This window comes from Streptomyces sp. DSM 106670 (assembly GCF_055792845.1).
The window spans coordinates 485,558-507,508 of sequence record NZ_CM147704.1; the positions used below are offsets into that span (position 1 = coordinate 485,558).

A 21,951-nucleotide genomic window follows, 5' to 3' on the forward strand; every position below is an offset into this window, starting at 1 on the left:
CGGCGGAAGCGCCGGAGCCACGGGCGATGTGACCGTCACACGATTGACTCGTTTGTCGGTATGACATCCCGCCACGGCCCCGGAAGGCACCCATTTCATGCCGATCCATCAACCGCAGCAGCTGACCGACGTACGCCCCGACCGCACCGGCGTGCAGCAGGCCGAGGCCGCCCTCGTGGAGCACTACCCCCGCCTGGTGCGGCTCGCCTACGTCGTCCTGCCGCCGGCGCTCGGCCGGCACCGCCGGGTCCTGGCCGCCCACGCCCTCGTCCAGCGGGCCCTGCCCCCGGCCGGAAGCAGCGTGCGCAGCCCGCGCGTTCCCGCCCAGTCCCGCCGGTCCGACGCTCCGGCGGGTGCGGAGCCCGCGCCCGGCGCGGGGCGGGACCGGGGTCCTTCGGGCGCGGCGTACGCGTGGATGCGGCTGCGGGTGCTGCGGGCTGCGCTGGCCCATGAGCGGCGGCCCCGCTGGTGGCCCGGACGGCTCCCGGCTCCGGCCGCGCTGCGCCCGACGGTGCCGGTGGTGTGGGGGCTGCGGCTCTTCCCCCGGGCGGGCGGCGTCGACGAACTGGCCCTGGACCGGGCGCTGTCCACGGTGCCCGGGCCGGTCCGGGCGGCGTTCGCGCTGGAGTTGCTGGAGGGTCTCGACGAGCGGGCGGCCCGGGCGCTGCTGGCCGAGGCGGAGGTGGTGGATCCGGCGGGTGCGCTGCGCCGGGCGGCCCGGCTAGGGAGGCCGGACCGGGCCGGGGCGCAGGCGATGCTCAGGTCGGGCGAGTTCGACCCGTGCACGGTGCAGACCCGGCCGAGCGATCTGCTGCGGCGCAGGCACCGGGTGCGGGCGGTGGCGGTCGCCGCGGCGCTGTGCGTGGTGGCGGGCGGTCTGGCGGTGGCCGTCGAGGAGGGGACGCGGGGCGGGGGCGGGGACCGGACCCCGGCGGGTGTGTTCGCGCCGGTGCTCGATCCGGCGGAGCTGATGCGGACGGCGGCGGAGCAGTGGGCGGACACCTCGCGCGTCGACTTCACCGCCTGGCCGGCCAGGGGCGGGCGCACGGACGACGACGGGTTGCTGGGCCGGGCGCTGCGGGCCTGGGCGGGGCCGCCGGAGTCGGTGCGGGTGTCCACGACGCCGGGCACGGTCGCGGTGCCGCCCGCGCAGCCGCCCCGGCTGCTGTTCGCCGGTGAGGTGGACGGGGCGGCGGTGGTGCTGTTCCACGACGGCGGGGTCCGGGTGGTGCGGTACGCGGAGCCGTTGTCCGGGTCCGGCGGGGCGGCCCTCGACTTCGCGCGGACGGACGACGCGGACGTGACGACGGGGGCGGCCGTCGTCGTCAGCCGTACGGGCGACAGCGCCCGGTTCCTGCTCGCGCCCTGGATCGACGGGACCACCACCCGGGACCTGCTCGCGCCGGACACGCCCGGACGGCCGCTGGAGGTGGGCCCGGACGGGATCACCGCCGCGGTGGACCGGCCCGCGGTGGGCGGCGGGTGCGACTCCTGGCCGGTGCTCCAGCTGCGGTCCTCCGAGCGGATCGTGGAGAACCACGCGTTCCTGCTGACGGATCTGGGCGATCTGGCCCCCACGCATCTGACGTACACCCCGAAGCCCGGCCGGGGCGCGCCGGCCCGGCAGCCGCGCGAGGCGACGGGCACGGACGCGCTGCTCGCCTGGGCGCGTACGGCGTGCTCCCTGCGGACCCTGGCCGGCTCCGGCGTACGGGCGGTCAACAACTGGGCCTTCGCCGAGCAGAGGCTGCCCGAGGGCGGGGCGTCGGCGAGCTGGCTGTGCACCCGGGCCGACACCTGGCGGGGTCCCGGCCGGGTCCTGGTCCAGTTCCTCGGGCCGGCCACCTCGCCGACGGACCCGGCCGCGGTGGTCGCCGACCGCGACGACACGGCCCTGTGCAGCAGGTTCGGGCAGCACGTCCTGGCGGGCACCCACTGGAAGGCGGCCTCCGGCCGGTGGTACGTCCTGGCCGCCGGGAGCCGGGCGGTGACCCGGATCGAGGCGAGCGGGGCGGTGCGGGGCGCGGCGGGCGGGCCGACGTTCGCGGTGCGGGCGCCCCGTGACGCCGACGTGGAGCTGACGGCGTCGCTGCGCGAGGGCGGGACGCTCGCGGCGGTGCGCTGAGCCGGCGCGGCGGCCGGGGGCCGTCACCGTACCGATGGCGTCGATGCCGCCGTACGGAGTCCCCGACCGGTCGTGCGGGCCGTCCGGTGCCAGACTCGGGCAGGTGACGAATCTTGACGACGGTTCTGACGACGGCTCCGGCGAGCTGAAGCTTCCCGATGCTCCGGACCGCCCGGACGGCTCGCCTCCGCGCTGTCTGGTGACCGGGGCCACCGGCTACATCGGCGGCCGGCTGGTGCCCGCCCTGCTCGACTCCGGGCACCGGGTGCGCGCCCTGGCCAGAACGCCGCAGAAGCTGCGCGACTACCCCTGGGCGGACCGGGTGGAGGTGGTGCGCGGCGATGTCACCGACGCCGGGTCGCTGGCGGAGGCGATGCGGGACGTCGATGTGGCGTACTACCTGGTGCACGCGCTCGGTTCCGGTGCGGACTTCGAGGAGACCGACCGCAGGGCGGCCCGGACCTTCGGCGAGCAGGCGCGGGCGGCCGGGGTGCGCCGGATCGTGTATCTGGGCGGGCTGACCCCGGCCGGGGTGCCGGAGAAGAGTCTGTCGCCGCATCTGCGGTCGCGGGCCGAGGTGGGGCACATCCTGCTGGACTCCGGGGTGCCGACGGCGGTGCTGCGCGCGGCGATCGTCATCGGTTCGGGGTCCGCCTCGTTCGAGATGCTGCGGTATCTCACCGAGCGGCTGCCGCTGATGATCACCCCGAGCTGGGTGCGGACCCGGATCCAGCCGGTGGCCGTACGGGACGTGGTCCGGTATCTGGTGGGGTGCGCGGCGCTGCCCGACGAGGTGAACCGGGCCTTCGACATCGGGGGCCCGGACGTGATGACGTACCGGGACATGATGCAGCGCTACGCGCGGGTGGCGGGGCTGCGGCGGCGGCTGATCCTGCCCGTGCCGGTGCTCACCCCGACGCTCTCCAGCCGCTGGGTCGGTCTGGTCACACCGGTGCCCAGCTCCATCGCCCGGCCGCTCACGGAGTCGCTGCGCCACGAGGTGGTCTGCCGGGAGCACGACATCAAGGAGTACGTCCCCGATCCGCCGGACGGGTCCATCGGCTTCGACCGGGCGCTGCGGCTGGCCCTGAAGCGGATCCAGGAGGCGCGGGTCGACACCCGCTGGTCCAACGCCTCGGTGCCCGGCGCGCCGAGCGACCCGCTGCCCACCGACCCGGACTGGGCGGGCGGCAGCCTCTACCGCGACGAGCGCGAGCTGGCCGTGCCGGTCGGGCCGCAGGCGCTGTGGCGGGTGATCGAGGGCATCGGCGGGGAGAACGGCTGGTACTCCTTCCCGCTGGCCTGGGCGGTACGCGGCTGGCTCGACCGGCTCGTCGGCGGGGTGGGGCTGCGGCGCGGCCGGCGGGACGCCCAGCGGCTGCGGGTGGGCGACTCGCTGGACTTCTGGCGGGTGGAGGAGATCGTGCCGGGCGAACTGCTGCGGCTGCGGGCCGAGATGCGGCTGCCGGGCCTGGCCTGGCTGGAGCTGTCGGTGCGCCGTGACGAGCGGGGCCGCACGGTGTACGGGCAGCGCGCCCTGTTCCATCCGCGCGGGCTGCCCGGCCACGCGTACTGGTGGAGCGTGTGGCCCTTCCACTCGGTGGTGTTCGGCGGGATGGCGCGCAACATCACCGAGGCGGCCGCGGCCGAGGAGAAACGGCGCGGACCGGTGGCCGACAGTGGTACAGACAACTGACGGTCCGGCCGCTATGGTGTGCCCGATCCGCCGGGTACGCCCTGGGGTGTGCCCCGCCCTGGTCCGCCGGACACACCGTGGGGTGTGCCCGGCTCCACATGTCGCAGAGCGCCGGGAGGTGCACGGGATGGCACGCCGACTCCGTACCGTGGGACGGGAGTTCGCCGACTCGGCGCCGATACGTCTGGTGTTCGCCGCCGAGGTGTCCGCGCCGGCCGACGTGGTGTACCGCGCGCTCGCCGAGGATGTCGCGTCCTGGCCGTCCTGGTTCACCGCCGTCACCCGGGCCACGCCCACCGACGCGGGCGCGGGCCGTGAGGTGCGGCTGCGGGGCGGGGTCCGGTTCCGCGAGACGATCGTGGCGGCCGAACCGGACACCTGCTACGCCTACCGGGTCGACGAGTCCAACGCACCTGGTCTGCGGGCCCTGTTGGAGGAGTGGCGGCTCACCCCGGAGGGGTCCGGGACCCGGGTGCAGTGGACCTTCGCCGCCGATGGGACGGGGCTGTTCCGTCTGGTGCTGAGCCTGGGCCGGGCCGGGGTGGGCCGGTCCTTCCGGGACGCCGTGCGCCGCCTGGACGCGCGGCTGGCGGTGCGAACGCCCTGACGGCTCCGGAGGACGGTGCTCAGCAGGGCCAGGCGCCGGTGGCGAGGAATTCGTCGATGGCGGCGGCGTACGGGGAGATGTCCAGGCTCTGCTCCTCCAGCCAGGCGTCGGAGTAGTACTTGTCCAGGTAGCGGTCGCCCGGGTCGCACAGCAGCGTGACGACGCTGCCCTGCTCGCCCCGCTCCACCATCTCGGCGATCAGCTTGAACGCGCTCCACAGTCCGGTGCCGGTGGACCCGCCCGCCTTGCGGCCGATGGCGCGTTCCAGGGCGCGGACGGCGGCGACGCTGGCGGCGTCGGGCACCTTCATCATGCGGTCGATGGCGCCGGGCACGAAGCTGGGTTCCATGCGCGGGCGGCCGATGCCCTCGATGCGTGAACCCCGGTCGCTGGTGGCGTGCGGGTCGTGGTGGGTCCAGCCGTCGAAGAAACAGGAGTTCTCCGGGTCGGGCACACAGATGCGGGTGTCGTGCTGGAGGTAGTGGACGTAGCGGGCGATGGTCGCCGAGGTGCCGCCGGTCCCGGCGGTGGCGACGATCCAGGCGGGTTCCGGGTAGCGCTCCAGGCGCAGCTGCTGGTAGATCGACTCCGCGATGTTGTTGTTGCCGCGCCAGTCGGTGGCGCGCTCGGCGTAGGTGAACTGGTCCATGTAGTGCCCGCCGGTCTCGGCGGCGAGGGCGGCGGACTGCTCGTACATGGTGCGCGAGTCGTCGACGAAGTGGCACTGGCCGCCGTGGAATTCGATGAGGCGGCACTTCTCCGGGCTGGTGGTGCGGGGCATCACGGCGATGAACGGGACGCCGATCAGCTTGGCGAAGTACGCCTCCGACACGGCGGTCGAACCGCTGGAGGCCTCGATGACCGGCTTGCCGGGCCGGATCCAGCCGTTGCAGAGCCCGTAGAGGAAGAGCGAGCGGGCGAGGCGGTGCTTGAGGCTGCCGGTGGGGTGCGTCGACTCGTCCTTGAGATAGAGGTCGATGCCCCATGCCTCGGGCAGCGGGAAGCGCAGCAGATGGGTGTCGGCGGAGCGGTTCGCGTCGGCCTGGACCTTGCGGACGGCCTCCTTCAGCCAGGCCCGGTACTCCGGGTCGCTGCGGTCGACGTCCACGGTCGCCGTGGCCCGGTGCCCGCGGGTGTGCTCACTGGTGTCCATGGGCCTGCTCCTGTTGTCGTCGCTCGATGCCGTCGGTCGTTGCCGTCGATCCGGTGTTCCTGCCTCCACGATATGCACCCCACCTGCACAAACGGTCACTTTGATGGTCCATAGCGCTGCCTTTGACCGGCGCCCCCGGGGCGGTTGTGGCAGGCGGTGCGGGCGGCCGCGCCGCCGGGCTCCGGGCCCTCTGGCGATCCGGCCCGTACCCGGGCACACTGCACAGCAGGAGTGGTGACGAAGGGGGGCGAATCCGCGATGGCGGACGTCGAGTTCAGCGCGTCGGGGGTCAGGATCGAGCGCTTCACCAGATCGCTGACCAGGGCTGGTCAGGTGGTCGTCAAGGACGGCCGGCTGTCCCTGCTCACGAGCAACGGCCGGGAGATCGACAGCGCCCCGGTGGGCACGGTCAGCGCCCGCAAGTGGTGGTTCATCGCGGCGGATTCCGTCATCGCCCGGGTGAACGGGGTGCGCTACCGGTTGACGATGGGGCAGCGCAGCCGCAGACGCGACGGAGCCGCCCCGCTGCGGCGTTTCCTGGAGACGCTGCGCAGTGCGGGCGGACGCCGGGACTGACCTGCCGTGACGGACACGGCCGACCGGTTCCCGGCCGGCCGGGCTCCGCCGCGAGTTGCGGAGCCGTATCCCCTGAGCCACGCTGGATCCATGTCACTGAAGGTGCACCATCGGTGACAGAGCGATCCGCTCCATGGAGCCGGGTCGCGCGACACGAGCAGACACGACAAGAGCAGAGCGGATTCGGCAGTCAGTCGTCCGCCGGGCCCGTTCGCGTCTCTTCTCTTCTTCCGGACCTATTTCGGGGAGTCGCAGCCGTGATCAGCGAGCCAAGCAGGCACTGCACGGTGGAGCTCCAGGCCCTGCCGTCGCGGATCGGTCAGGTCCGCAGAATCATCTCGGCGCAACTGCGCTACTGGCATCTCGATCCTCTGATCGACCAGGCGGCCCTGGGCGTCACCGAGCTTCTCACCAACGTTCACCGGCACGCACAGCCGGACAAGTCATGCACCGTCGACATCGAGCTGCTGCTCGACCGTCTGACGGTCTCCGTCCACGACCACGATCCGCGGCTGCCCACGGTGAACGAGGCGGACTCGTTCGCCACGTCGGGCCGCGGCCTGGCCCTGATCGCCGCCGTCAGCGAGAGCTGGGGCGTGCGGCCGATCGGCTCGGCCGGGAAGGCCGTCTGGTTCACACTGCCCGCGGCCTCCGGCGCCTCGACCCTGCCACCACTCGCGGTGTACGGGTCGATGACCGACGGGCCGTTCGGGGCCGTGACCATCACGCCCGACGACATCGTGTCCGCGCCCGCCCGGTCGGCCGTCGTCGGCTGACGGGCGAGGCCGCGACACGGTACGGACAGGACCGGGCGCGGCGCACCGGCGCGCGGCCCGGCCGGAACGTGCGGGCGGCGGAGCGGTTTCGCACCGCTCCGCCGCCCCGTGGTCCGGCCGGGGTCACGCCGGTCCGCCGCCCGCGGTCCGGCCGAACTGCTCGTCCAGCACGGACAGTCGGCGCCAGTACTCGTCCTCGTCGATCTCGCCCGCGGCGAAGCGGCGGCCGAGCAGGGCGATCGGCGAGGACTCGCCGGGGCCGCCCCGCGGTCCACCGGCGGCCACCCACGGGCCTCGGCGCCCGCGCCACACCGTGCGGCGCAGCAGGGTGACGATCCCGATGACGACCGCCGCCCAGACGAGCGGGAAGAGCAGGACCCAGGGGCCGGGCCCGCCGGAGTGCGCCAGGGTGTTCATCTCGGTCAGCTCCCTCGTTCGCGGATGGCGTGGTGCCTTCCGGTCGCTTTCGAGCCTGCCCGCAGGAGGTGGTCCGGGGCGTCGTCCACCCGGCGGCCGTGTCCGTACTCCGGCGGGAGCAGCCGGAGCCGGCGTCTCCCCTCCCCTTCTGTACCTACTAGTATGTACACTCCCTGCATGAGCACCCCTGACCGACTGATCGAGGCCACCCAGGAGCTCCTGTGGGAGCGCGGCTACGTGGGCACCAGCCCCAAGGCCATCCAGCAGCGGGCCGGCGCCGGTCAGGGCAGCATGTACCACCACTTCACCGGCAAGCCCGAGCTGGCGCTCGCCGCCATCACCCGCACCGCCGAGGAGATGCGCGGGACCGCGGAACGGCTGCTGGACGGCCCCGGCAGCGCGTACGAGCGGATCGCGTCGTATCTGCTGCGCGAACGCGATGTGCTGCGGGGCTGCCCGGTGGGGCGGCTGACGATGGACCCGGACGTCATCACCGACGACGAGCTGCGCGCACCGGTGGACGCCACGTTCGACTGGCTGCGCGGCCGGATCACCGCGATCGTCCAGGAGGGCGTGGACGCGGGCGAGTTCACCCCGGGGACCGACGCCGGTCCGGTCGCGGCGGCCGTGGTCGCCACGGTGCAGGGCGGCTATGTGCTGGCCCGCGCCTCGGGCTCGTCCGCCGCCTTCGACGGTGCGGTGGAGGGCCTGCTGTCGCTGCTCGCCGCCCGCACCCACCAGAACTGAGGAGTCCCGCGTGCACGCCATGCAGTACGAGATCACGCTGCCCGCCGATTACGACATGGGGATCATCCGCACCCGAGTGGCGACCAAGGGGCATCTCCTCGACGACTTCCCCGGGCTCGGCCTCAAGGCCTATCTGATCCGGGAGCGCGAGGCGGGTTCGCCGGTGAACCAGTACGCCCCGTTCTACCTGTGGAACGCCCCCGAGGGGATGAACGCCTTTCTGTGGGGCGCGGGATTCCAGGGCCTGGTCGACGACTTCGGCCGCCCCGAGGTGCAGCACTGGACGGGCCTGGCCTACGAGGAGGGCCCGTCGTCCGGCACGCTCCCCCGCGCGGCCGTCCGGCTGCGGCGGCCGGTGCCCGCCGGCGTACGCCCCGCCGACGCGGTCGGAGCGGCCCTGGCGGAAACCCGCCGGACCGCCGCTCTGCCCGGGGTGGTCGCCACCGCCCTGGCGGTGGATCCGCGCCACTGGGAGCTGGTGCACTTCACCCTGTGGGAGCGGCCGGAGCACGGGGCGGCGGGCGAGGCCTACGAAGTGCTGCACCTGTCGTCGCCGGAGGCCGGCCGGCTGCGGCGAGGACGGCAGTGGTGAACAGGATCTAGGCCCGGGCGCGCTTCAGGCCAGCGCGACGAGCGGGTCGTCGAGGACCGGCTGCCAGGCCAGTTCGGCGGCGCCCACCAGGCTGTTGTGGGCCAGGGTGCACGGCAGGATCGGCACACTGCCGCTGCGCCCCCACAGGCTGCGGTCGGCGACGACGGCGCGCAGCCGCTCCGGGTCCGCCTCCAGCAGGTCGCGGTGGAGCCCGCCGAGGATGATCCGGTCGGGGTTGAGGATGTTGACCAGCCCGGCCAGCCCCAGGCCCAGGCGGTCGATCAGCGCCTCGGCGGCGTGGCGTACGGCGGGGTCGTCGTACTCCGCGCGGAGCAGGTTCCCGGCCTGCTTGAGGAGGGACTCCTCGGGGCCCGGTTCGCGGCGGGCGGTGGTGAGGAAGGCCAGCGGGTCGGTCTCCACGTCGAGGCAGCCGCGTCCGCCGCAGTGGCAGGGCCGCCCCTCGGGGTTCACCGTGAGATGGCCGACCTCCAGCGCGAGGCCCGAACTCCCGCTGTGCAGGCGGCCGTCGAGCACCAGGGCCCCGCCGACGCCCCGGTGGCCGGTGGCGACGCAGAGCAGGTGCTGGGCGCCGCGCCCCGCGCCGTGCCGGTGCTCGGCCAGCGCGGTGAGGTTGACGTCGTTGCCGGTGAACGCGGGCCCGGTGATGCCCGCTTCGCGGACGCAGGCGGCGAAGATGTCGCGGACCGGGGAGCCCGCGGGCCAGGCGATGTGCAGCGGGTTGAGGGCGGTCCCCTCCGGTTCGGCGACCGCCGAGGGCACCGCGAGCCCGGCCCCGACACAGCGCAGCCCGCTCGTCCGGAGCAGCTCCGCCCCCGCCTCCACGACCTCGCCGAGCACCTGTGCGGGGTCGGCCATCACCGCGACGCAGCCCGGCGATGTGGCGACGATCCGGCCGCCGAGTCCGACCAGCGCGGCCCGGAAGCCGTCGGCGTGCACCTGGGCGGCGAGGACGACCGGGCCGGTCTCCAGGACGGACAGCCGGTGCGAGGGGCGGCCCTGGGATCCGGCCGCCGACCCGGGGCTGGAGTCGACCCGGATCAGCCCGAGCGCCTCCAGTTCCGCGGCGACCGCCCCGGCGGTGGCGCGGGTGACGCCGAGTTCGGAGGTAAGCACGGCCCGGGTGGGGGCGCGCCCGGTGTGGACCAGTTCCAGCGCGGGCCCGAGCGCGCTGCGGCCCCTCTCCAACTTCGTCCGGGTGGTGGTCGCCTTGCCGTTCATGGGGGCGAGTCTCCCATGATCCGGAGGCGTCCCGGACGCCCGGGGCCGGTCCGGGCATCGCGTCCCGGCCACCGCCGTACGCCGGGAACACCCCGTACGCGGCGGTGTTGCGCCCGCCGCCGGAGCGCCCCTATGCTGAGTTTGTGCCGCAACTAAACAAACTGCGGACGGCCCTACCGGGGGGACCTGGCGGAGACACCGCCCCACCCTCGTCGGCCCGCCTCCGTACCGCGCTGACCGTGTTCTTCGCCCTCGACGGGTTCCTCTTCGCCGGCTGGGTGGTCCGTATTCCGGCCATCAAGCAGCAGACCGGAGCCTCTGCCTCCACCCTCGGCCTCGCCCTGCTCGGCGTCTCCGCCGGTGCGGTGATCACCATGATGCTCACCGGCCGGCTCTGCCGTCGCTACGGCAGCCATGCCGTGACCGTAGCCTGCGGCGTCCTGCTCCCCCTGAGCATCGCCCTGCCCGCCCAGACCCACTCGGCGCTCTCGCTCGGCCTGGTGCTGCTGGTGTTCGGCGCGGCGTACGGCGGGATGAACGTGGCGATGAACAGCGCCGCCGTCGATCTGGTCGCCACCCTGCGCAGGCCCGTGATGCCGAGCTTCCACGCGGCGTTCAGCCTGGGCGGCATGGTCGGCGCCGGGCTCGGCGGACTGGTCGCGGGAGGCCTCTCCGCCTCCACCCATCTCTTCCTGCTGGCCGGGATCGGCCTGCTCGTCACCGCCTTCGCCGGCGCCTCCCTGATGCGCCACCGCCCGGCCCCCGCCGCGCCGGAGGCGGCCGGTCCGCGCGGACCGAAGCAGCGGCTGTCGCCCCGGGCCCGCCGGATCGTCGCGCTCTTCGGCGTGATCGCCCTGTGCACGGCGTACGGAGAAGGGGCCCTGGCCGACTGGGGCGCGCTGCATCTGGAACAGGACCTGGGCGCGCACCCCGGGCTCGCGGCCGCCGGGTACGCGTTGTTCGCCCTGACCATGACGGTGGGCCGGCTGAGCGGGACGATGCTCCTGGAACGGCTCGGCCAGACCCGAACCCTCGTCCTCGGCGGGGCGACGGCGGCGGCCGGGATGCTGCTGGGCTCGCTGGCGCCGACCGCCTGGCTCGCTCTGGCCGGCTTCGCGGTCACCGGGCTCGGCCTCGCCAACATCTTCCCCGTGGCCGTGGGCCGGGCCGGCGAACTCGCGGGACCGAGCGGCGTCGCCGCGGCCTCGACACTCGGTTACGGCGGGATGCTGCTCGGCCCGCCCGCGATCGGCTTCCTCGCCGACTGGTTCTCGCTGCCGCTGGCCCTGACGACGGTCGCCCTGCTGGCCGCCGCGGCGGCCGCCCTGGGGTACGGGGCCCGCAACGCGGCCTCGGGTGCGCACACCTGAACACCCGCACACCTGGTCGATTGAGTAGCCGTACTCAGGCGGGACCCGTTCCCCCGACGCACGATGGAAGCCCGAAGACCTTCCGCCGAGCAAGGGACCCGACCATGAAGCGGCTCACCGACCACCCGCACCTGAACACCCTGGTCCGGCTGACCTTCCGCAACCCCGCTTCCCTGATCTATCTCGGGCTGGTGCTCACGGCGACGCTCTACGTCGCCGTGGACACCCTGTTCGTCACCCACGAGGACGCCTCGTTCGCCGGTGTCTGGCTGTTCCTCCTCGCGGCCCCGACCGTCTTCCTGTTCTTCGTCGGCAGCTCGCTGGCGGGCGTCGGAGCGGACGGGCCCACGTGGTTCCTGGTGCTCGCCCTGGTGGTCTCGGTCCTCGTCCAGTCGCTGGCCCTGGGCTGGTTCGTCCGCCTGGTGCGCCGGGTCGGTTCGACCGGATCCGCGCACCCGCAGGGCATCTGACACCCGCGGGGCGGCCGACGGCCCCCTGGCACAATCACCGCCATGCAGATCGCCGAGCACATCGCGTCGTTGTCCGAGGAAGGACGGCTGCTCGCGGCCGCCGCCGAGCGGGCCGGACCGGGGGCATCGGTCCCGCCCTGCCCCGGCTGGCAGATACGCCATCTCCTGCGGCACACCGGCATGGTGCACCGATGGGCGGCGGCCTTCGTCACCGAGGGCCACACCGACTACCGGCCCGACGGCGGTGAACCCGCCCTGGACGGCGCCGAACTCCTGGCCTGGTTCCGCGAGGGCCACGGCCATCTGGTCCGGTCCCTGGAGGAAGCGCCCGCCGACCTGGACTGCTGGACCTTCCTCCCGGCCCCCTCGCCCCTGGCGTTCTGGTCCCGCCGCCAGCTGCACGAGACGGCCGTGCACCGCGTCGACGCGGAATCGGCGCTCGGCGGCCCCCTGACCCCGGTGCCCGCGGAGCGGGCGGTCGACGGCATCGACGAACTCCTCACCGGCTTCCACGCCCGGCCGAAGAGCAAGGTCCGCTCCAGGAAGCCCCGCACCCTGCGGGTGCGCGCCGTGGACACGGAGGCGACCTGGACGGTACGGATCTCCGAGGATCCGCCGGAGGCCGTACGCACGGTAGCCCCCGACGCCCCCGAGGACGGCGTCGACTGCGAGCTGAGCGGTACGGCCGAGGGGCTCTACCTCACCCTCTGGAACCGGCTGCCGCTGGCCGCCCTCTCCCTGCGCGGCGACCGCTCGGTGGCCCGCCTCTGGACGGACAACTCCGCGGTCACCTGGTGAGCGGCGCAGGGCGGAGGTGCGGCGAGTGCCCGGACGCGCCTCCGCTCAGCCCAGCCAGCCGGGGCGCACCAACCCCGACTCGTATGCGAGGACGACGAGTTGGGCCCGGTCGCGTGCTCCGAGTTTGACCATCGTACGGCTGACGTGGGTCTTCGCGGTGAGCGGGCTGACGACCAGTCGGCGGGCGATCTCCTCGTTCGACAGGCCGATGCCGACCAGCGCCATCACCTCCCGCTCCCGTTCGGTGAGCCGGGCGAGCGAGGCAGCGGCCGTCGGTTCCTTGGAGCGGGCCGCGAACTCGGCGATCAGCCGGCGCGTCACACTCGGTGAGAGCAGCGCGTCGCCGCCGACCACCGCCCGTACCGCGCGCAGCAGTTCCTCCGGCTCGGTGTCCTTGACCAGGAAGCCCGAGGCTCCGTTGCGGATGGCCTCGAAGACGTACTCGTCGAGCTCGAAGGTGGTGAGCATGACCACCTTCACCTCGTTCAGCTCCGGGTCGCCGGTGATCCGCCGGGTGGCGGCCAGTCCGTCCAGGCGGGGCATACGGATGTCCATCAGCACGATGTCGGGGCGCAGTTCGCGCACCAGGCGGACCGCCTCGTCTCCGTCGGCGGCCTCCCCGGCGACCTCGATGTCCGGCTGCGCGTCCAGCAGGGCCCGGAAGCCGGCCCGTACCAGCAGCTGGTCGTCGGCAAGCAGTACACGGATCACGGTGTCTCCTCGGCGGGCTCCGGCGGGTCCTGGCGGCGGCGGTCGTGGTCCGGGGCGGTGTACGGGAGTTCCGCGCGGACCCGGAAGCCGCCGTCCGGGCGGGGGCCCGCCTCGATCGTGCCACCGAGGGCGGCGGCCCGCTCCCGCATCCCGACGAGTCCGTTGCCGCTGCCGCCCGCGTCGTCGCCGGTGGCCGGTCCCGCGTCGTCGATGCGGAGGCGGACGCGCCCGGAGCCGTGGGCGATGTGCACCAGAGCCGTACGGGAGCCGGAGTGGCGGACGACGTTGGTCAGGGCCTCCTGGACGATGCGGAAGGCGGCGAGACCGGCGCCGGGCGGGACGGCGGCCGGGTCGCCCTCGCTCTCCACGGTGACGGTGAGCCCGGCGCCCGCCGCCTGTTCGACGAGTTCGGGGAGCCGGTCGAGGCCGGGGGCCGGGGCGGTGGGGGCGTCGCCGGGCGTACGGAGGTTGGCGAGCACCTGACGTACCTCGTCGAGCGCTTCCTTGCTGGCCCCCTTGATCGTGGTGAGGGCGCTCCTGGCCTGTTCCGGGTCGGAGTCGAGCAGCGCGAGGCCGACGCCGGCCTGGACATTGATGACGGAGATGGAGTGGGCCAGTACGTCGTGGAGTTCGCGGGCCATGCGCAGCCGTTCCTCGTCGGCCCGCCGCCGCTCCGCCGCCTCGCGCTCCGCCCGGACGGCCGCCCACTGCTCGCGGCGCACGCGCAGCAGTTCGGCGGCGGCCACCACGGCCACCACCCACGCGGTGATGAAGCCCTCCTGCGCCCAGGGCGCGGCCGGGTCGCCGTCCGGCGGCAGCCAGCGGTACAGCCAGTGGGCGACCAGGACGTGCCCGGCCCACAGCCCGCCCAGCGACCACCAGGCGGCCTTCCGGTGCCCGGCCACGATCGCGCTGAAGCAGCCCACGGCGACGGCGACGAAGACCGGTCCGTACGGGTAGCCCGCCGCGAGGTAGCCGAGGGTCACGGCACAGGTGGTGACCATGGCGAGCACGGGGCGGCGGTGGCGGAGGAGGAGCACGCCGACCGCGACGAACAGCAGCAGCCGGGCCACCAGGTCCAGCGGCCGGCGGTCCTGCCCGTGCTCGGCGAAGCCCGTACCGACCATGACGAACACCAGGAGCACGGCCGTCGACAGCCAGGGCAGTCCGGCGGCGGTCCGCGAGCGCGCGCCGGACAGCCACGGCGGCGGTCCGCCCCGTCCACCCGGCCGTGCGGACGGTCCGGGGAGGCCGCAAGGGAGGCCGCCGCCCCGGTGCGGCGGTCGCTGTTCGTCCATGGCGGCCACGCTAGACGGCGGACGGGCGCGGAGGCGTCCGCCGTGCGTGGTGATCACCCGTACTCCGCGGGGAGTACGCCGCCGGGAAGGGCGGCCCCTCGTCGTCAGGCCGTGGTGACACCGCGCAGGCCCACCGAGCGGGCCAGTCCACCGGCGGCCTGCCGGAACAGCGGCTCGCGCGCCTCGACGACCCGGTTGTACTGGCCGAACAGCTCGAAGGAGATCAGGCCGAACAGCTGGGCCCAGGCGGCGACCAGGGCCGCCACGGTCCCGGGCGGGACGCCTTCGGCGAATTCGGCGGCCATCCGCTCCGCGTCGGCGCGCAGCTCCGGGTCGATGGAGGGCACGGTCAGGTCGTCGGCCAGGAACGCGGTACGGACGATGTCGATGAGGACCAGGCCCACCCGCGAGGCGGGCCCCACCGTGTCCGTCGGGGCGATGTAGCCGGGCACGGGCGAGCCGTGGATCAGGGCGTACTCATGGGGGTGGGCGAGCCCCCATTCCCGTACGGCACAGGCCACGGCGACCCAGCGATCGGCGGGTGCGAGGGTCTGCGCCGATTCCGCCGCCGCTCGCTCCGCGGCCTCGCCGATCGCGTCGTACGCGTCGATGATCAGCGCGGTGAGCAGGTCGTCGCGGCTGGGGAAGTAGCGGTAGAGCGCGGAGGAGACCATGCCCAGCTCCCGGGCGACGGCCCGTAGCGAGAGCTTCGCCGCACCCTCCTCGGCGAGCTGCTTCCTGGCCTCGTCCTTGATCGCCGCGGTCACTTCGATACGGGCGCGTTCCCTGGCTCCTCGGATGCTGCTCATGTGATCAGTCTGCCATGCGGGCGGAGCGGCGATCAATGACGAGAGCACTGCTCTTGCTTTTGAGCACCCGTCCGAGCACACTGATCTCAAGCGAGAGCACCGCTCTCCCCCACGTCGGGAGTCACCATGTCGCAGCAGCCCTACTACCTCCGGGCGAGCGCCTCCGCCCACCGCTTCAACAAGATCGTCGGCTGGCTGGCCCGGCACGGCCTCAGCCTGCTGGGCTCCGCCGAGCTGTCGGTCCGCGGGCGCAGGAGCGGGCAGCCGCAGCGCGTCCCGGTCAACACCCACACCTTCGAGGGCGACCGCTATCTGGTCTCGGCCCGCGGCCACTCGCAGTGGGTGCGCAATATGCGCGTCGCGGGCGGCGGAGAGCTGCGGCTGGGGCGCAAGGTCAGCCGCTTCACCGCCGTGGAGATCCCCGACGACGCGCAGAAGGCACGGATCGTCCGCGCCTATCTGGAGCGGTGGGGCTGGGAGGTCAACCAGTATTTCCAGGGGGTCACGGCGAAGTCCACGGACGCGGAGCTGCTGGCCGCCGGTCCGGACCACCCGGTCTTCCGCATCACGGTCGAGGGCTGAACCGTGCCCGGCACGGGCTCGGGGTGCCGTTCCGTCCGGCCGGACGGAACGGCACCCCGAAAAGTGCGGTCGTGATGTGCGTGTCGGACGGCTGTGTCTAGCGGTCCATCGCGGACAGCGCCCGCTGCGCCAGCGGGTGCGTACGGACCAGCTCGGCCAGCGACGTCGTCCCCCGGGTGATTCCGGCGAAGGACTTCCACGCCGGGCGGAAACCGGTCAGCACCGCGTGCAGCAGGCCCGGCCGGCGCTCGAACAGCTTGAGCATGCGGCGGCCGACGCCCATCTCCACGCCGAGACCGGCCTTGATGGCGAAGGCGTAGTTGAGAGCCTGCCGGCGGGCGTCCACCGCATCGTGCGACTCGGCGATCCTGACCGCCCACTCCCCCGCGAGCCGGCCCGAGCGCAGCGCGAAGGAGATGCCCTCGCGGGTCCACGGCTCCAGCAGTCCGGCCGCGTCGCCGCAGACCACGACCCGGCCGCGGGAGAGCGGTGAGTCATCGCTGCGGCAGCGGGTCAGATGGCCCGAGGAGACGGCCGGCTCGAACCCGGCGAGGCCGAGGCGGGCGATGAAGTCCTCCAGATACCGCTTGGTGCCCGCGCCGTCGCCGCGCGCCGAGATGACGCCCACGGTGAGGGTGTCGCCCTTGGGGAAGACCCAGCCGTAACTGCCCGGCATCGGGCCCCAGTCGATGAGCACCCGGCCCGCCCAGTCCTCCGCCACCGTGGCCGGAACCGGGATCTCCGCCTCCAGTCCGAGGTCGACCTGGTCGAGCTTCACCCCGACATGGGCTCCTATCCGGCCCGCGCTGCCGTCCGCGCCGACGACCGCGCGCGCCAGCACCGTCTCGCCACCGGCCAGCACCACGGCGACCGTTCGCCGGTCGGGCACGGCGGGACCGTGCTGCTCGACCCGCACCACCGATGCCCCGGTGCGCAGTTCGGCCCCGGCCTTCTGCGCCTCCTCGACAAGACCGGCGTCGAACTCCGGGCGGTTGATGAGCCCGAAGAGCATGCGCCGGGAGCGGCGGGTGCGCGACAGCTTGCCGTTGAGCGAGAAGGTGACCGCGTGGATACGGTCCTTCAGGGGCAGTTCGAACCCCGGCGGCAGGGCGTCCCGCGAGAAGCCGATGATTCCCCCGCCGCAGGTCTTGTAGCGCGGCAGTTCCGCTTTCTCCAGCAGCAGGACTCTTCGGCCCGCCACGGCTGCCGCGTACGCCGCCGATGCGCCGGCCGGTCCGGCGCCGACCACGACGACATCCCACACGGACGACTCTTCCGGCTCATGTCCGGCGTCTGCGTTCTCGCTGCTCACGATGTGCTTCTGCTCCCGATCCGACCAGTGGCCCCAAGCTGCTCACGGCATCCTACGGCGCGTTCCGGCCAAGCCCTCCTGTGGGAGGATCGGCCATGATTTCGTCGTACATGCGTCGCCGCACGAACGGCGTCGTACACGGTCGCGTACCTACCGCGCCCTACCCATAACGTCGCACCCACGAGGAGCGTGCCCATGACCGCCCGTCCGATTTCCGAGACCGTCGCCTCGTTGATGCCCCGCGCCCGGGAGGAGCTGGCCGAACTGGTGGCGTTCCAGTCGGTGGCGGACCCGGCGGTGTTCCCGAGGAGCGAGTGCGAGGGCGCGGCGAGGTGGGTCGCCGACGCACTGCGCGCCGAGGGGTTCACCGACGTCGCGCTGCTGGACACCCCCGACGGTACGCAGTCCGTCTACGGGTTCCTGCCGGGGCCGGCCGGGGCGCCGACCGTGCTGCTCTACGCGCACTACGACGTGCAACCGCCGCTGGACGAGTCGGCGTGGATCTCCCCGCCGTTCGAGCTGACCGAGCGCGACGGCCGCTGGTTCGGCCGGGGCGCGGCCGACTGCAAGGGCGGGTTCATCATGCACCTGCTCGCGCTGCGCGCCCTCAAGGCGAACGGCGGTGTTCCGGTCTCGGTGAAGGTGATCGCCGAGGGCTCCGAGGAGCAGGGCACCGGTGGTCTGGAGCGGTACGCGGAGGCGCACCCGGAGCTGCTGGCGGCCGACACGATCGTCATCGGCGACACGGGGAACTTCCGGGTCGGGCTGCCGACGGTCACGGCGACGCTGCGCGGGATGACGATGCTGCGGGTGCAGTTGGACACCCTGGAGGGGAACCTGCACTCGGGGCAGTTCGGCGGCGCGGCCCCGGACGCGCTGGCCGCGATGATCCAGCTGCTGGCCTCGCTGCGCGCCGAGGACGGCACGACCACGGTCGACGGTCTGACCGGTGACGCCGACTGGGACGGCCTGCAGTACCCGGAGGCGGAGTTCCGGCAGGACGCCAAGGTGCTGGACGGGGTGGAGCTGATCGGCACCGGCACGGTCGCGGACCGGATCTGGGCCCGGCCCGCCGTCACCGTCATCGGCATCGACTGCCCGCCGGTGGTCGGCGCGACGCCGTCCGTGCAGGCGAGCGCGCGGGCGCAGGTCAGCCTGCGGGTGCCGCCGGGCCAGGACGCCGCCGAGGCGACGAAGCTGCTCACCGCGCACCTGGAGTCGCGTGCTCCGTGGGGTGCGCGGGTGAAGGTGGAACAGGTGGGCCAGGGCCAGCCGTTCCGCGCGGACATGACCAGCCCGGCGTACACGGCGATGGCGGACGCGATGCGGGACGCCTACCCGGGCCAGGAGATGCAGTCCTCCGGGATGGGCGGCTCCATCCCGCTGTGCAACACGCTGGCGGGCCTCTACCCGGAGGCCGAGATCCTGCTGATCGGGCTGAGCGAGCCCGAGGCGCAGATCCACGCGGTGAACGAGAGCGTGTCGCCGGAGGAGCTGGAGCGGATGTCGGTGGCCGAGGCGCTGTTCCTGCGCAACTACGCGGAGTCGAAGAAGGCCTGACCGCTCCGCCGTCGGCGGCTCGTAGGGCGCAGGGCGCTACGCCGTCGGCGAAGTCGCCCGAAGCGTAGATCCGTGCGGCGGACGTCCGCCGCTGCGTACGTTCGCCGCATGGATCTCGTCGAGGTGCTCCCCCAGCTGCACATGTTCCGCTTCCGGATCGGTCAGGCCTATCTCTGGCGTGACGGACCGGATCTGACGCTGGTCGACGCGGGCGACGTCGAGGCGGCCGCCGCGATCGAGGACGCGATCCGCTCGCTCGGCCACGACCCGGCCCGGATCCGCCGCATCGTCCTCACCCATGGGCACCGCGACCACGTCGGGGCCGCGCAGGAGCTGGCGGACCGGTACGGCGCCGAGATCATCGCCCACACGCTGGACGCACCGGTGATCCGGGGCGAGCGCCCCGTACCGGAGCCGGACCTGCTGGACTGGGAACGGCCGCTGTACGCACACGGGCTGACCTGCCCCGAGGCCCCGCCCACCCAGGTCGACCGCGAGGTGACCGGCGGCGAGGAGCTGCCGTTCGGGGACGGCGCGCGGGTGGTCCACGCCCCCGGTCACACGCCCGGCTCCATCGCCCTCCATCTGCCGCACCACGGTGTGCTGTTCACCGGCGACACGGTCGCCTCCGTGGAGCGGGTGATGCTCGGCGTCTTCAACGTGGACCGGGCCGGGGCGGCGGCCACGTTCCGGCGGCTGGCCGCGCTCGCGCCCCGTACCGTCTGCTTCGGACACGGCGACCCGCTCACCGAGGACGCGGCCGCGCTGATGGAGGCGGCGGCGAACGGCGGGTGAGCGACCTGCGTCGCCGCTCAGCCCACCGGCACCCCCGCCTCCAGGTTGAGCACCGTCGACCGCTCGCGCGCCCGCAGGGCCCAGCGCAGCCGTTCGTACCGGGTGGGCGGCAGCATCCCCGCGGCCTCCTCCTCGGTGACGAAGCGCCAGCCGCGCAGCTCGGAGCCGGGCAGCAGCAGCCGGCCCGCGTCCTCGGAGCGCAACAGGCCGCCGTCGAAGAGGAACCGCAGTCCGCCGTAGCCGGGCGGCCGGGGCGACTCCCAGTCGACGAGCAGCAGTGCGGGCACCCGGTCGAGGCGGAGGCCTATCTCCTCGGCCACTTCACGGATCCCGGCCTGTGCCGGCGCCTCGCCCGCCTCCACGACCCCGCCGGGGAACTCCCACCCCGGTTTGTACGTGGGGTCGACGAGTAGCACCCGGTCCTGCTCGTCGAAGAGCAGCACCCCGGCGGCCACCGTCTCGCCGGTCGGCTCGGGGCTCTGGACGATCGGGCAGGGCGCGGCGCTCCCGGTGCGCACGGCGTCCGCGATCCGCTCGGCGGTCTCGCGGGGCGTGAGCGCGCTGTTGTCGACCACATGCGCGTCCTCGGTGATCCAGCCGAGGGCGTCGCGGTACGGGCCGATGTGCTCGTACGCCCACCGACGCACCCGTTCGCTCTGTTCCTCGTCGCCGGGAAACTCCTCGCGGCCCGCGATCCGGCTTCGCAGGATCGTTTCCTCAGGTGAGAGCGCCACATGCCGGACCGGGATGCGCCGGGAGGCGAGCCCGCCGAAGATCTCGTCGCGGTACTCCTGTCGCAGCAGGGTCATCGGCACCACCAGCACCCCGGGCACCTCGGCGAGCAGCGCCGCCGCCGTGTCCACCACGAGCCGCCGCCAGATCGGCAGGTCCTGGAAGTCGGTGACCTCGGCGAGCCTCTTCTGCGGCAGCAGACTGCGCAGCCCCGCTCCGGTGATCTCCGGGTCGTACAACGTGCTGTTCGGGATCAGATCGATCAGTTCGCCCGCGGCGCTGGTCTTGCCCGCACTGAACGCACCGTTGATCCAGACGATCACGGTTCCCCCTCTTCCGTAGCCCCCTGTGGCTTGCCCGCAACACCCTGCCGCGGAAACCCCGCGACGGCGACGGCGTTGACCGGATGCGGTCGTCCGGAGCGCCCGGAGGCCGAAAAGACCCGGGGCGCGCCGTACGACGGAGGCCATGCGGGACCTTTCGGCGGGGCGCGCGGGAAGGACCGGAGGGCGCCCGGGAGATGGGCCAGGGGGCGCCCGGCCTGACGAACCGGGCGCCCCCTGGAAGCTGTTGCCGCGCGACGGGCCCTAGCGCAGCGCGATGGCCGCCGCCGCGGCCCCGACCAGACCCGCGTCGGTGCCCATCACGGCGGGCGCCACGGTCAGCCGTCGGAGGTAGGAGAGCGTGGCGTACTCGCGCAGACTGCAGCGCAGCGGCACGAAGAGCACGTCGCCGGCCCCGGCCACACCGCCGCCGACCACCGCGATGTCGAGGTCCGCCAGGGTGGCGGTGGCGGCGATGCCGGCGGCCAGCGCCTGGGCCGCGCGCTCGTAGGAGGCGATGGCGACCGGATCCCCGGCGCGGGCGGCGACGGCCACCGCGGCGGCCGTCGCGTCGCCGTCCGGGCCGGGCCGCCAGCCGTTCTCCAGTGCGCGGCGGGCGATGTTGGGGCCGCTGGCGATGCCCTCGACGCAGCCGCGCGCGCCGCAGGGGCACGGGTCGCCGTCCAGGTCGACGCTGATGTGGCCGATGTGCCCGGCGTTGCCCGAGGGGCCGGGCCGCAGGGTGCCGCCGAGGACGAGGCCGCCGCCGACGCCCGTCGACACGACGAGGCAGAGCGCGTTGTCGTAGCCACGGGCGGCGCCGAGCCAGTGCTCGGCGGCCGTCATCGCGACCCCGTCGCCCACCAGCGCGACCGACAGCCCGCCCGCCGTCTTGCGCACCCGCTCCACCAGCGGGAAGTCCCGCCAGCCGGGGACGTTGACCGGGCTGACCGTGCCGGCGGCCGCGTCCACCGGACCGGCGCTGCCGATGCCCACGGAACCGGCCCGGCCCCACAGCGGCGAGGCCATCAGCTCGCCCAGCACCTCGTCCACCGCCCCCATGACCGCCTCGGCGCCCTCCCGGGCGGGCGTCGGCCGCTGCGCCCGTACGAGGAGGGATCCGTCGCCGTCCACCAGCGCTCCGGCGATCTTGGTGCCGCCGATGTCGAGCGCGGCGACGAGGTCGGTATGCATCGGTGTGGGCTCTCCGGATCGGTGAAGGGGCGGGACCTGCGGGTTCCGTCCATAGTCTGCACAGTCTCC

Annotated in this window: 22 protein-coding genes; 13 read left to right on the forward strand and 9 right to left on the reverse strand. The window is 73.8% G+C overall.

The features are described 5' to 3' along the window. Positions 1–97: 97 nt before the first annotated feature. From ACSMXR_RS02050 to ACSMXR_RS02060, 3 genes are all read left to right on the forward strand, one after another. Positions 98–2,125: a hypothetical protein gene (locus ACSMXR_RS02050; RefSeq protein WP_473171081.1), complete on the forward strand. Its 2,028-nt coding sequence runs from the start codon at positions 98–100 to the stop codon at positions 2,123–2,125. A 103-nt stretch (positions 2,126–2,228) separates the two neighbouring features. Further along, complete coding sequence (locus ACSMXR_RS02055; RefSeq protein ID WP_376188438.1) at positions 2,229–3,821, forward strand: SDR family oxidoreductase; 1,593 nt, start codon at positions 2,229–2,231, stop codon at positions 3,819–3,821. 127 nt (positions 3,822–3,948) lie between these two features. Further along, positions 3,949–4,428 carry an SRPBCC family protein gene (locus ACSMXR_RS02060; protein WP_473171082.1) on the forward strand — a complete coding sequence of 160 codons (480 nt, stop codon included), beginning with the start codon at positions 3,949–3,951 and terminating at the stop codon, positions 4,426–4,428. A gap of 19 nt (positions 4,429–4,447) precedes the next feature. Here ACSMXR_RS02060 and cds1 read toward each other — a convergent pair whose 3' ends face one another. Next, positions 4,448–5,581: an L-cysteine desulfhydrase Cds1 gene (cds1, locus tag ACSMXR_RS02065; protein ID WP_137235582.1), complete on the reverse strand. Its 1,134-nt coding sequence runs from the start codon at positions 5,579–5,581 to the stop codon at positions 4,448–4,450. 258 nt (positions 5,582–5,839) lie between these two features. Between cds1 and ACSMXR_RS02070 the strand changes: the two genes are divergently transcribed. Both ACSMXR_RS02070 and ACSMXR_RS02075 read left to right on the forward strand, forming a co-directional pair. Continuing rightward, positions 5,840–6,157 (forward strand): hypothetical protein, encoded by a 318-nt coding sequence (locus ACSMXR_RS02070; protein ID WP_030083549.1) that lies wholly within the window; start codon positions 5,840–5,842, stop codon positions 6,155–6,157. A gap of 257 nt (positions 6,158–6,414) precedes the next feature. Beyond that, positions 6,415–6,933 carry an ATP-binding protein gene (locus ACSMXR_RS02075; protein WP_030634339.1) on the forward strand — a complete coding sequence of 173 codons (519 nt, stop codon included), beginning with the start codon at positions 6,415–6,417 and terminating at the stop codon, positions 6,931–6,933. A 123-nt stretch (positions 6,934–7,056) separates the two neighbouring features. On the opposite strand, the gene ACSMXR_RS02080 is transcribed toward ACSMXR_RS02075, so the two are convergent. Next, positions 7,057–7,350 (reverse strand): SHOCT domain-containing protein, encoded by a 294-nt coding sequence (locus tag ACSMXR_RS02080; protein WP_473171083.1) that lies wholly within the window; start codon positions 7,348–7,350, stop codon positions 7,057–7,059. Positions 7,351–7,527: 177 nt separating this feature from the next. On the opposite strand from ACSMXR_RS02080, the gene ACSMXR_RS02085 reads away from it, so the two are divergent. Together ACSMXR_RS02085 and ACSMXR_RS02090 are read left to right on the forward strand one after the other, a co-directional pair. Further along, positions 7,528–8,097 carry a TetR/AcrR family transcriptional regulator gene (locus ACSMXR_RS02085; protein ID WP_473171084.1) on the forward strand — a complete coding sequence of 190 codons (570 nt, stop codon included), beginning with the start codon at positions 7,528–7,530 and terminating at the stop codon, positions 8,095–8,097. A gap of 10 nt (positions 8,098–8,107) precedes the next feature. Continuing rightward, the gene (locus ACSMXR_RS02090; RefSeq protein WP_473171085.1) at positions 8,108–8,689 is read left to right on the forward strand and encodes a DUF4865 family protein; all 582 of its coding nucleotides are present in this window, start codon (positions 8,108–8,110) and stop codon (positions 8,687–8,689) included. Between the two features lie 24 nt (positions 8,690–8,713). Here the strand turns inward: ACSMXR_RS02090 and ACSMXR_RS02095 are convergent, their stop codons facing one another. Next, positions 8,714–9,928, reverse strand: a complete 1,215-nt coding sequence (locus tag ACSMXR_RS02095) for an ROK family protein (protein WP_473171086.1) — start codon at positions 9,926–9,928, stop codon at positions 8,714–8,716. A gap of 239 nt (positions 9,929–10,167) precedes the next feature. Here ACSMXR_RS02095 and ACSMXR_RS02100 point away from each other — a divergent pair, with 239 nt between their 5' ends. From ACSMXR_RS02100 to ACSMXR_RS02110, 3 genes are all read left to right on the forward strand, one after another. Continuing rightward, positions 10,168–11,298: an MFS transporter gene (locus tag ACSMXR_RS02100; protein ID WP_137235588.1), complete on the forward strand. Its 1,131-nt coding sequence runs from the start codon at positions 10,168–10,170 to the stop codon at positions 11,296–11,298. Positions 11,299–11,402: 104 nt separating this feature from the next. Continuing rightward, positions 11,403–11,768: an SCO4225 family membrane protein gene (locus tag ACSMXR_RS02105; protein ID WP_473171087.1), complete on the forward strand. Its 366-nt coding sequence runs from the start codon at positions 11,403–11,405 to the stop codon at positions 11,766–11,768. 42 nt (positions 11,769–11,810) lie between these two features. Further along, the gene (locus ACSMXR_RS02110; RefSeq protein WP_473171088.1) at positions 11,811–12,566 is read left to right on the forward strand and encodes a maleylpyruvate isomerase family mycothiol-dependent enzyme; all 756 of its coding nucleotides are present in this window, start codon (positions 11,811–11,813) and stop codon (positions 12,564–12,566) included. Positions 12,567–12,611: 45 nt separating this feature from the next. Here ACSMXR_RS02110 and ACSMXR_RS02115 read toward each other — a convergent pair whose 3' ends face one another. The 3 genes from ACSMXR_RS02115 to ACSMXR_RS02125 all read right to left on the reverse strand — a co-directional run bounded on the left by ACSMXR_RS02115 (position 12,612) and on the right by ACSMXR_RS02125 (position 15,384). Beyond that, positions 12,612–13,277 carry a response regulator transcription factor gene (locus tag ACSMXR_RS02115; RefSeq protein WP_473171089.1) on the reverse strand — a complete coding sequence of 222 codons (666 nt, stop codon included), beginning with the start codon at positions 13,275–13,277 and terminating at the stop codon, positions 12,612–12,614. Beyond that, positions 13,274–14,575, reverse strand: coding sequence for a sensor histidine kinase (locus ACSMXR_RS02120; protein WP_473171090.1), 1,302 nt, complete (start codon positions 14,573–14,575; stop codon positions 13,274–13,276). Before ACSMXR_RS02120 ends, ACSMXR_RS02115 begins: the two co-directional genes overlap by 4 nt. A gap of 104 nt (positions 14,576–14,679) precedes the next feature. Beyond that, complete coding sequence (locus ACSMXR_RS02125) at positions 14,680–15,384, reverse strand: TetR/AcrR family transcriptional regulator (protein ID WP_218527045.1); 705 nt, start codon at positions 15,382–15,384, stop codon at positions 14,680–14,682. Between the two features lie 126 nt (positions 15,385–15,510). On the opposite strand from ACSMXR_RS02125, the gene ACSMXR_RS02130 reads away from it, so the two are divergent. Beyond that, positions 15,511–15,966, forward strand: coding sequence for a nitroreductase family deazaflavin-dependent oxidoreductase (locus ACSMXR_RS02130; protein WP_473171091.1), 456 nt, complete (start codon positions 15,511–15,513; stop codon positions 15,964–15,966). Between the two features lie 97 nt (positions 15,967–16,063). Here the strand turns inward: ACSMXR_RS02130 and ACSMXR_RS02135 are convergent, their stop codons facing one another. After that, positions 16,064–17,278, reverse strand: a complete 1,215-nt coding sequence (locus ACSMXR_RS02135) for a geranylgeranyl reductase family protein (protein WP_086778572.1) — start codon at positions 17,276–17,278, stop codon at positions 16,064–16,066. Positions 17,279–17,473: 195 nt separating this feature from the next. Between ACSMXR_RS02135 and ACSMXR_RS02140 the strand changes: the two genes are divergently transcribed. Both ACSMXR_RS02140 and ACSMXR_RS02145 read left to right on the forward strand, forming a co-directional pair. Beyond that, on the forward strand, positions 17,474–18,838 hold the full coding sequence (locus ACSMXR_RS02140; RefSeq protein WP_473171092.1) for a M20/M25/M40 family metallo-hydrolase: 1,365 nt from the start codon (positions 17,474–17,476) through the stop codon (positions 18,836–18,838). A gap of 108 nt (positions 18,839–18,946) precedes the next feature. Continuing rightward, positions 18,947–19,633 (forward strand): MBL fold metallo-hydrolase, encoded by a 687-nt coding sequence (locus ACSMXR_RS02145; RefSeq protein ID WP_473171093.1) that lies wholly within the window; start codon positions 18,947–18,949, stop codon positions 19,631–19,633. 17 nt (positions 19,634–19,650) lie between these two features. Here the strand turns inward: ACSMXR_RS02145 and ACSMXR_RS02150 are convergent, their stop codons facing one another. Then, positions 19,651–20,688: an NUDIX domain-containing protein gene (locus ACSMXR_RS02150; RefSeq protein WP_381911665.1), complete on the reverse strand. Its 1,038-nt coding sequence runs from the start codon at positions 20,686–20,688 to the stop codon at positions 19,651–19,653. Between the two features lie 264 nt (positions 20,689–20,952). Then, a complete protein-coding gene (locus tag ACSMXR_RS02155; protein ID WP_473171094.1) occupies positions 20,953–21,882 on the reverse strand; it encodes an ROK family protein in 930 nt (309 codons plus the stop codon). Between the last annotated feature and the right edge of the window lie 69 nt (positions 21,883–21,951).

Bases quoted from the DNA above. Each gene is read 5' to 3' on its own strand.
- ACSMXR_RS02050 (WP_473171081.1), top strand. From the start codon at position 98: ATGCCGATCCATCAACCGCAGCAGCTGACCGACGTACGCCCCGACCGC.
- ACSMXR_RS02125 (WP_218527045.1), bottom strand. From the start codon at position 15,384: ATGAGCAGCATCCGAGGAGCCAGGGAACGCGCCCGTATCGAAGTGACC.
- ACSMXR_RS02110 (WP_473171088.1), top strand. From the start codon at position 11,811: ATGCAGATCGCCGAGCACATCGCGTCGTTGTCCGAGGAAGGACGGCTG.
- ACSMXR_RS02145 (WP_473171093.1), top strand. From the start codon at position 18,947: ATGGATCTCGTCGAGGTGCTCCCCCAGCTGCACATGTTCCGCTTCCGG.
- ACSMXR_RS02120 (WP_473171090.1), bottom strand. From the start codon at position 14,575: ATGGACGAACAGCGACCGCCGCACCGGGGCGGCGGCCTCCCTTGCGGC.
- ACSMXR_RS02130 (WP_473171091.1), top strand. From the start codon at position 15,511: ATGTCGCAGCAGCCCTACTACCTCCGGGCGAGCGCCTCCGCCCACCGC.
- cds1 (WP_137235582.1), bottom strand. From the start codon at position 5,581: ATGGACACCAGTGAGCACACCCGCGGGCACCGGGCCACGGCGACCGTG.
- ACSMXR_RS02105 (WP_473171087.1), top strand. From the start codon at position 11,403: ATGAAGCGGCTCACCGACCACCCGCACCTGAACACCCTGGTCCGGCTG.
- ACSMXR_RS02080 (WP_473171083.1), bottom strand. From the start codon at position 7,350: ATGAACACCCTGGCGCACTCCGGCGGGCCCGGCCCCTGGGTCCTGCTC.
- ACSMXR_RS02070 (WP_030083549.1), top strand. From the start codon at position 5,840: ATGGCGGACGTCGAGTTCAGCGCGTCGGGGGTCAGGATCGAGCGCTTC.
- ACSMXR_RS02140 (WP_473171092.1), top strand. From the start codon at position 17,474: ATGACCGCCCGTCCGATTTCCGAGACCGTCGCCTCGTTGATGCCCCGC.
- ACSMXR_RS02060 (WP_473171082.1), top strand. From the start codon at position 3,949: ATGGCACGCCGACTCCGTACCGTGGGACGGGAGTTCGCCGACTCGGCG.
- ACSMXR_RS02095 (WP_473171086.1), bottom strand. From the start codon at position 9,928: ATGAACGGCAAGGCGACCACCACCCGGACGAAGTTGGAGAGGGGCCGC.
- ACSMXR_RS02085 (WP_473171084.1), top strand. From the start codon at position 7,528: ATGAGCACCCCTGACCGACTGATCGAGGCCACCCAGGAGCTCCTGTGG.
- ACSMXR_RS02155 (WP_473171094.1), bottom strand. From the start codon at position 21,882: ATGCATACCGACCTCGTCGCCGCGCTCGACATCGGCGGCACCAAGATC.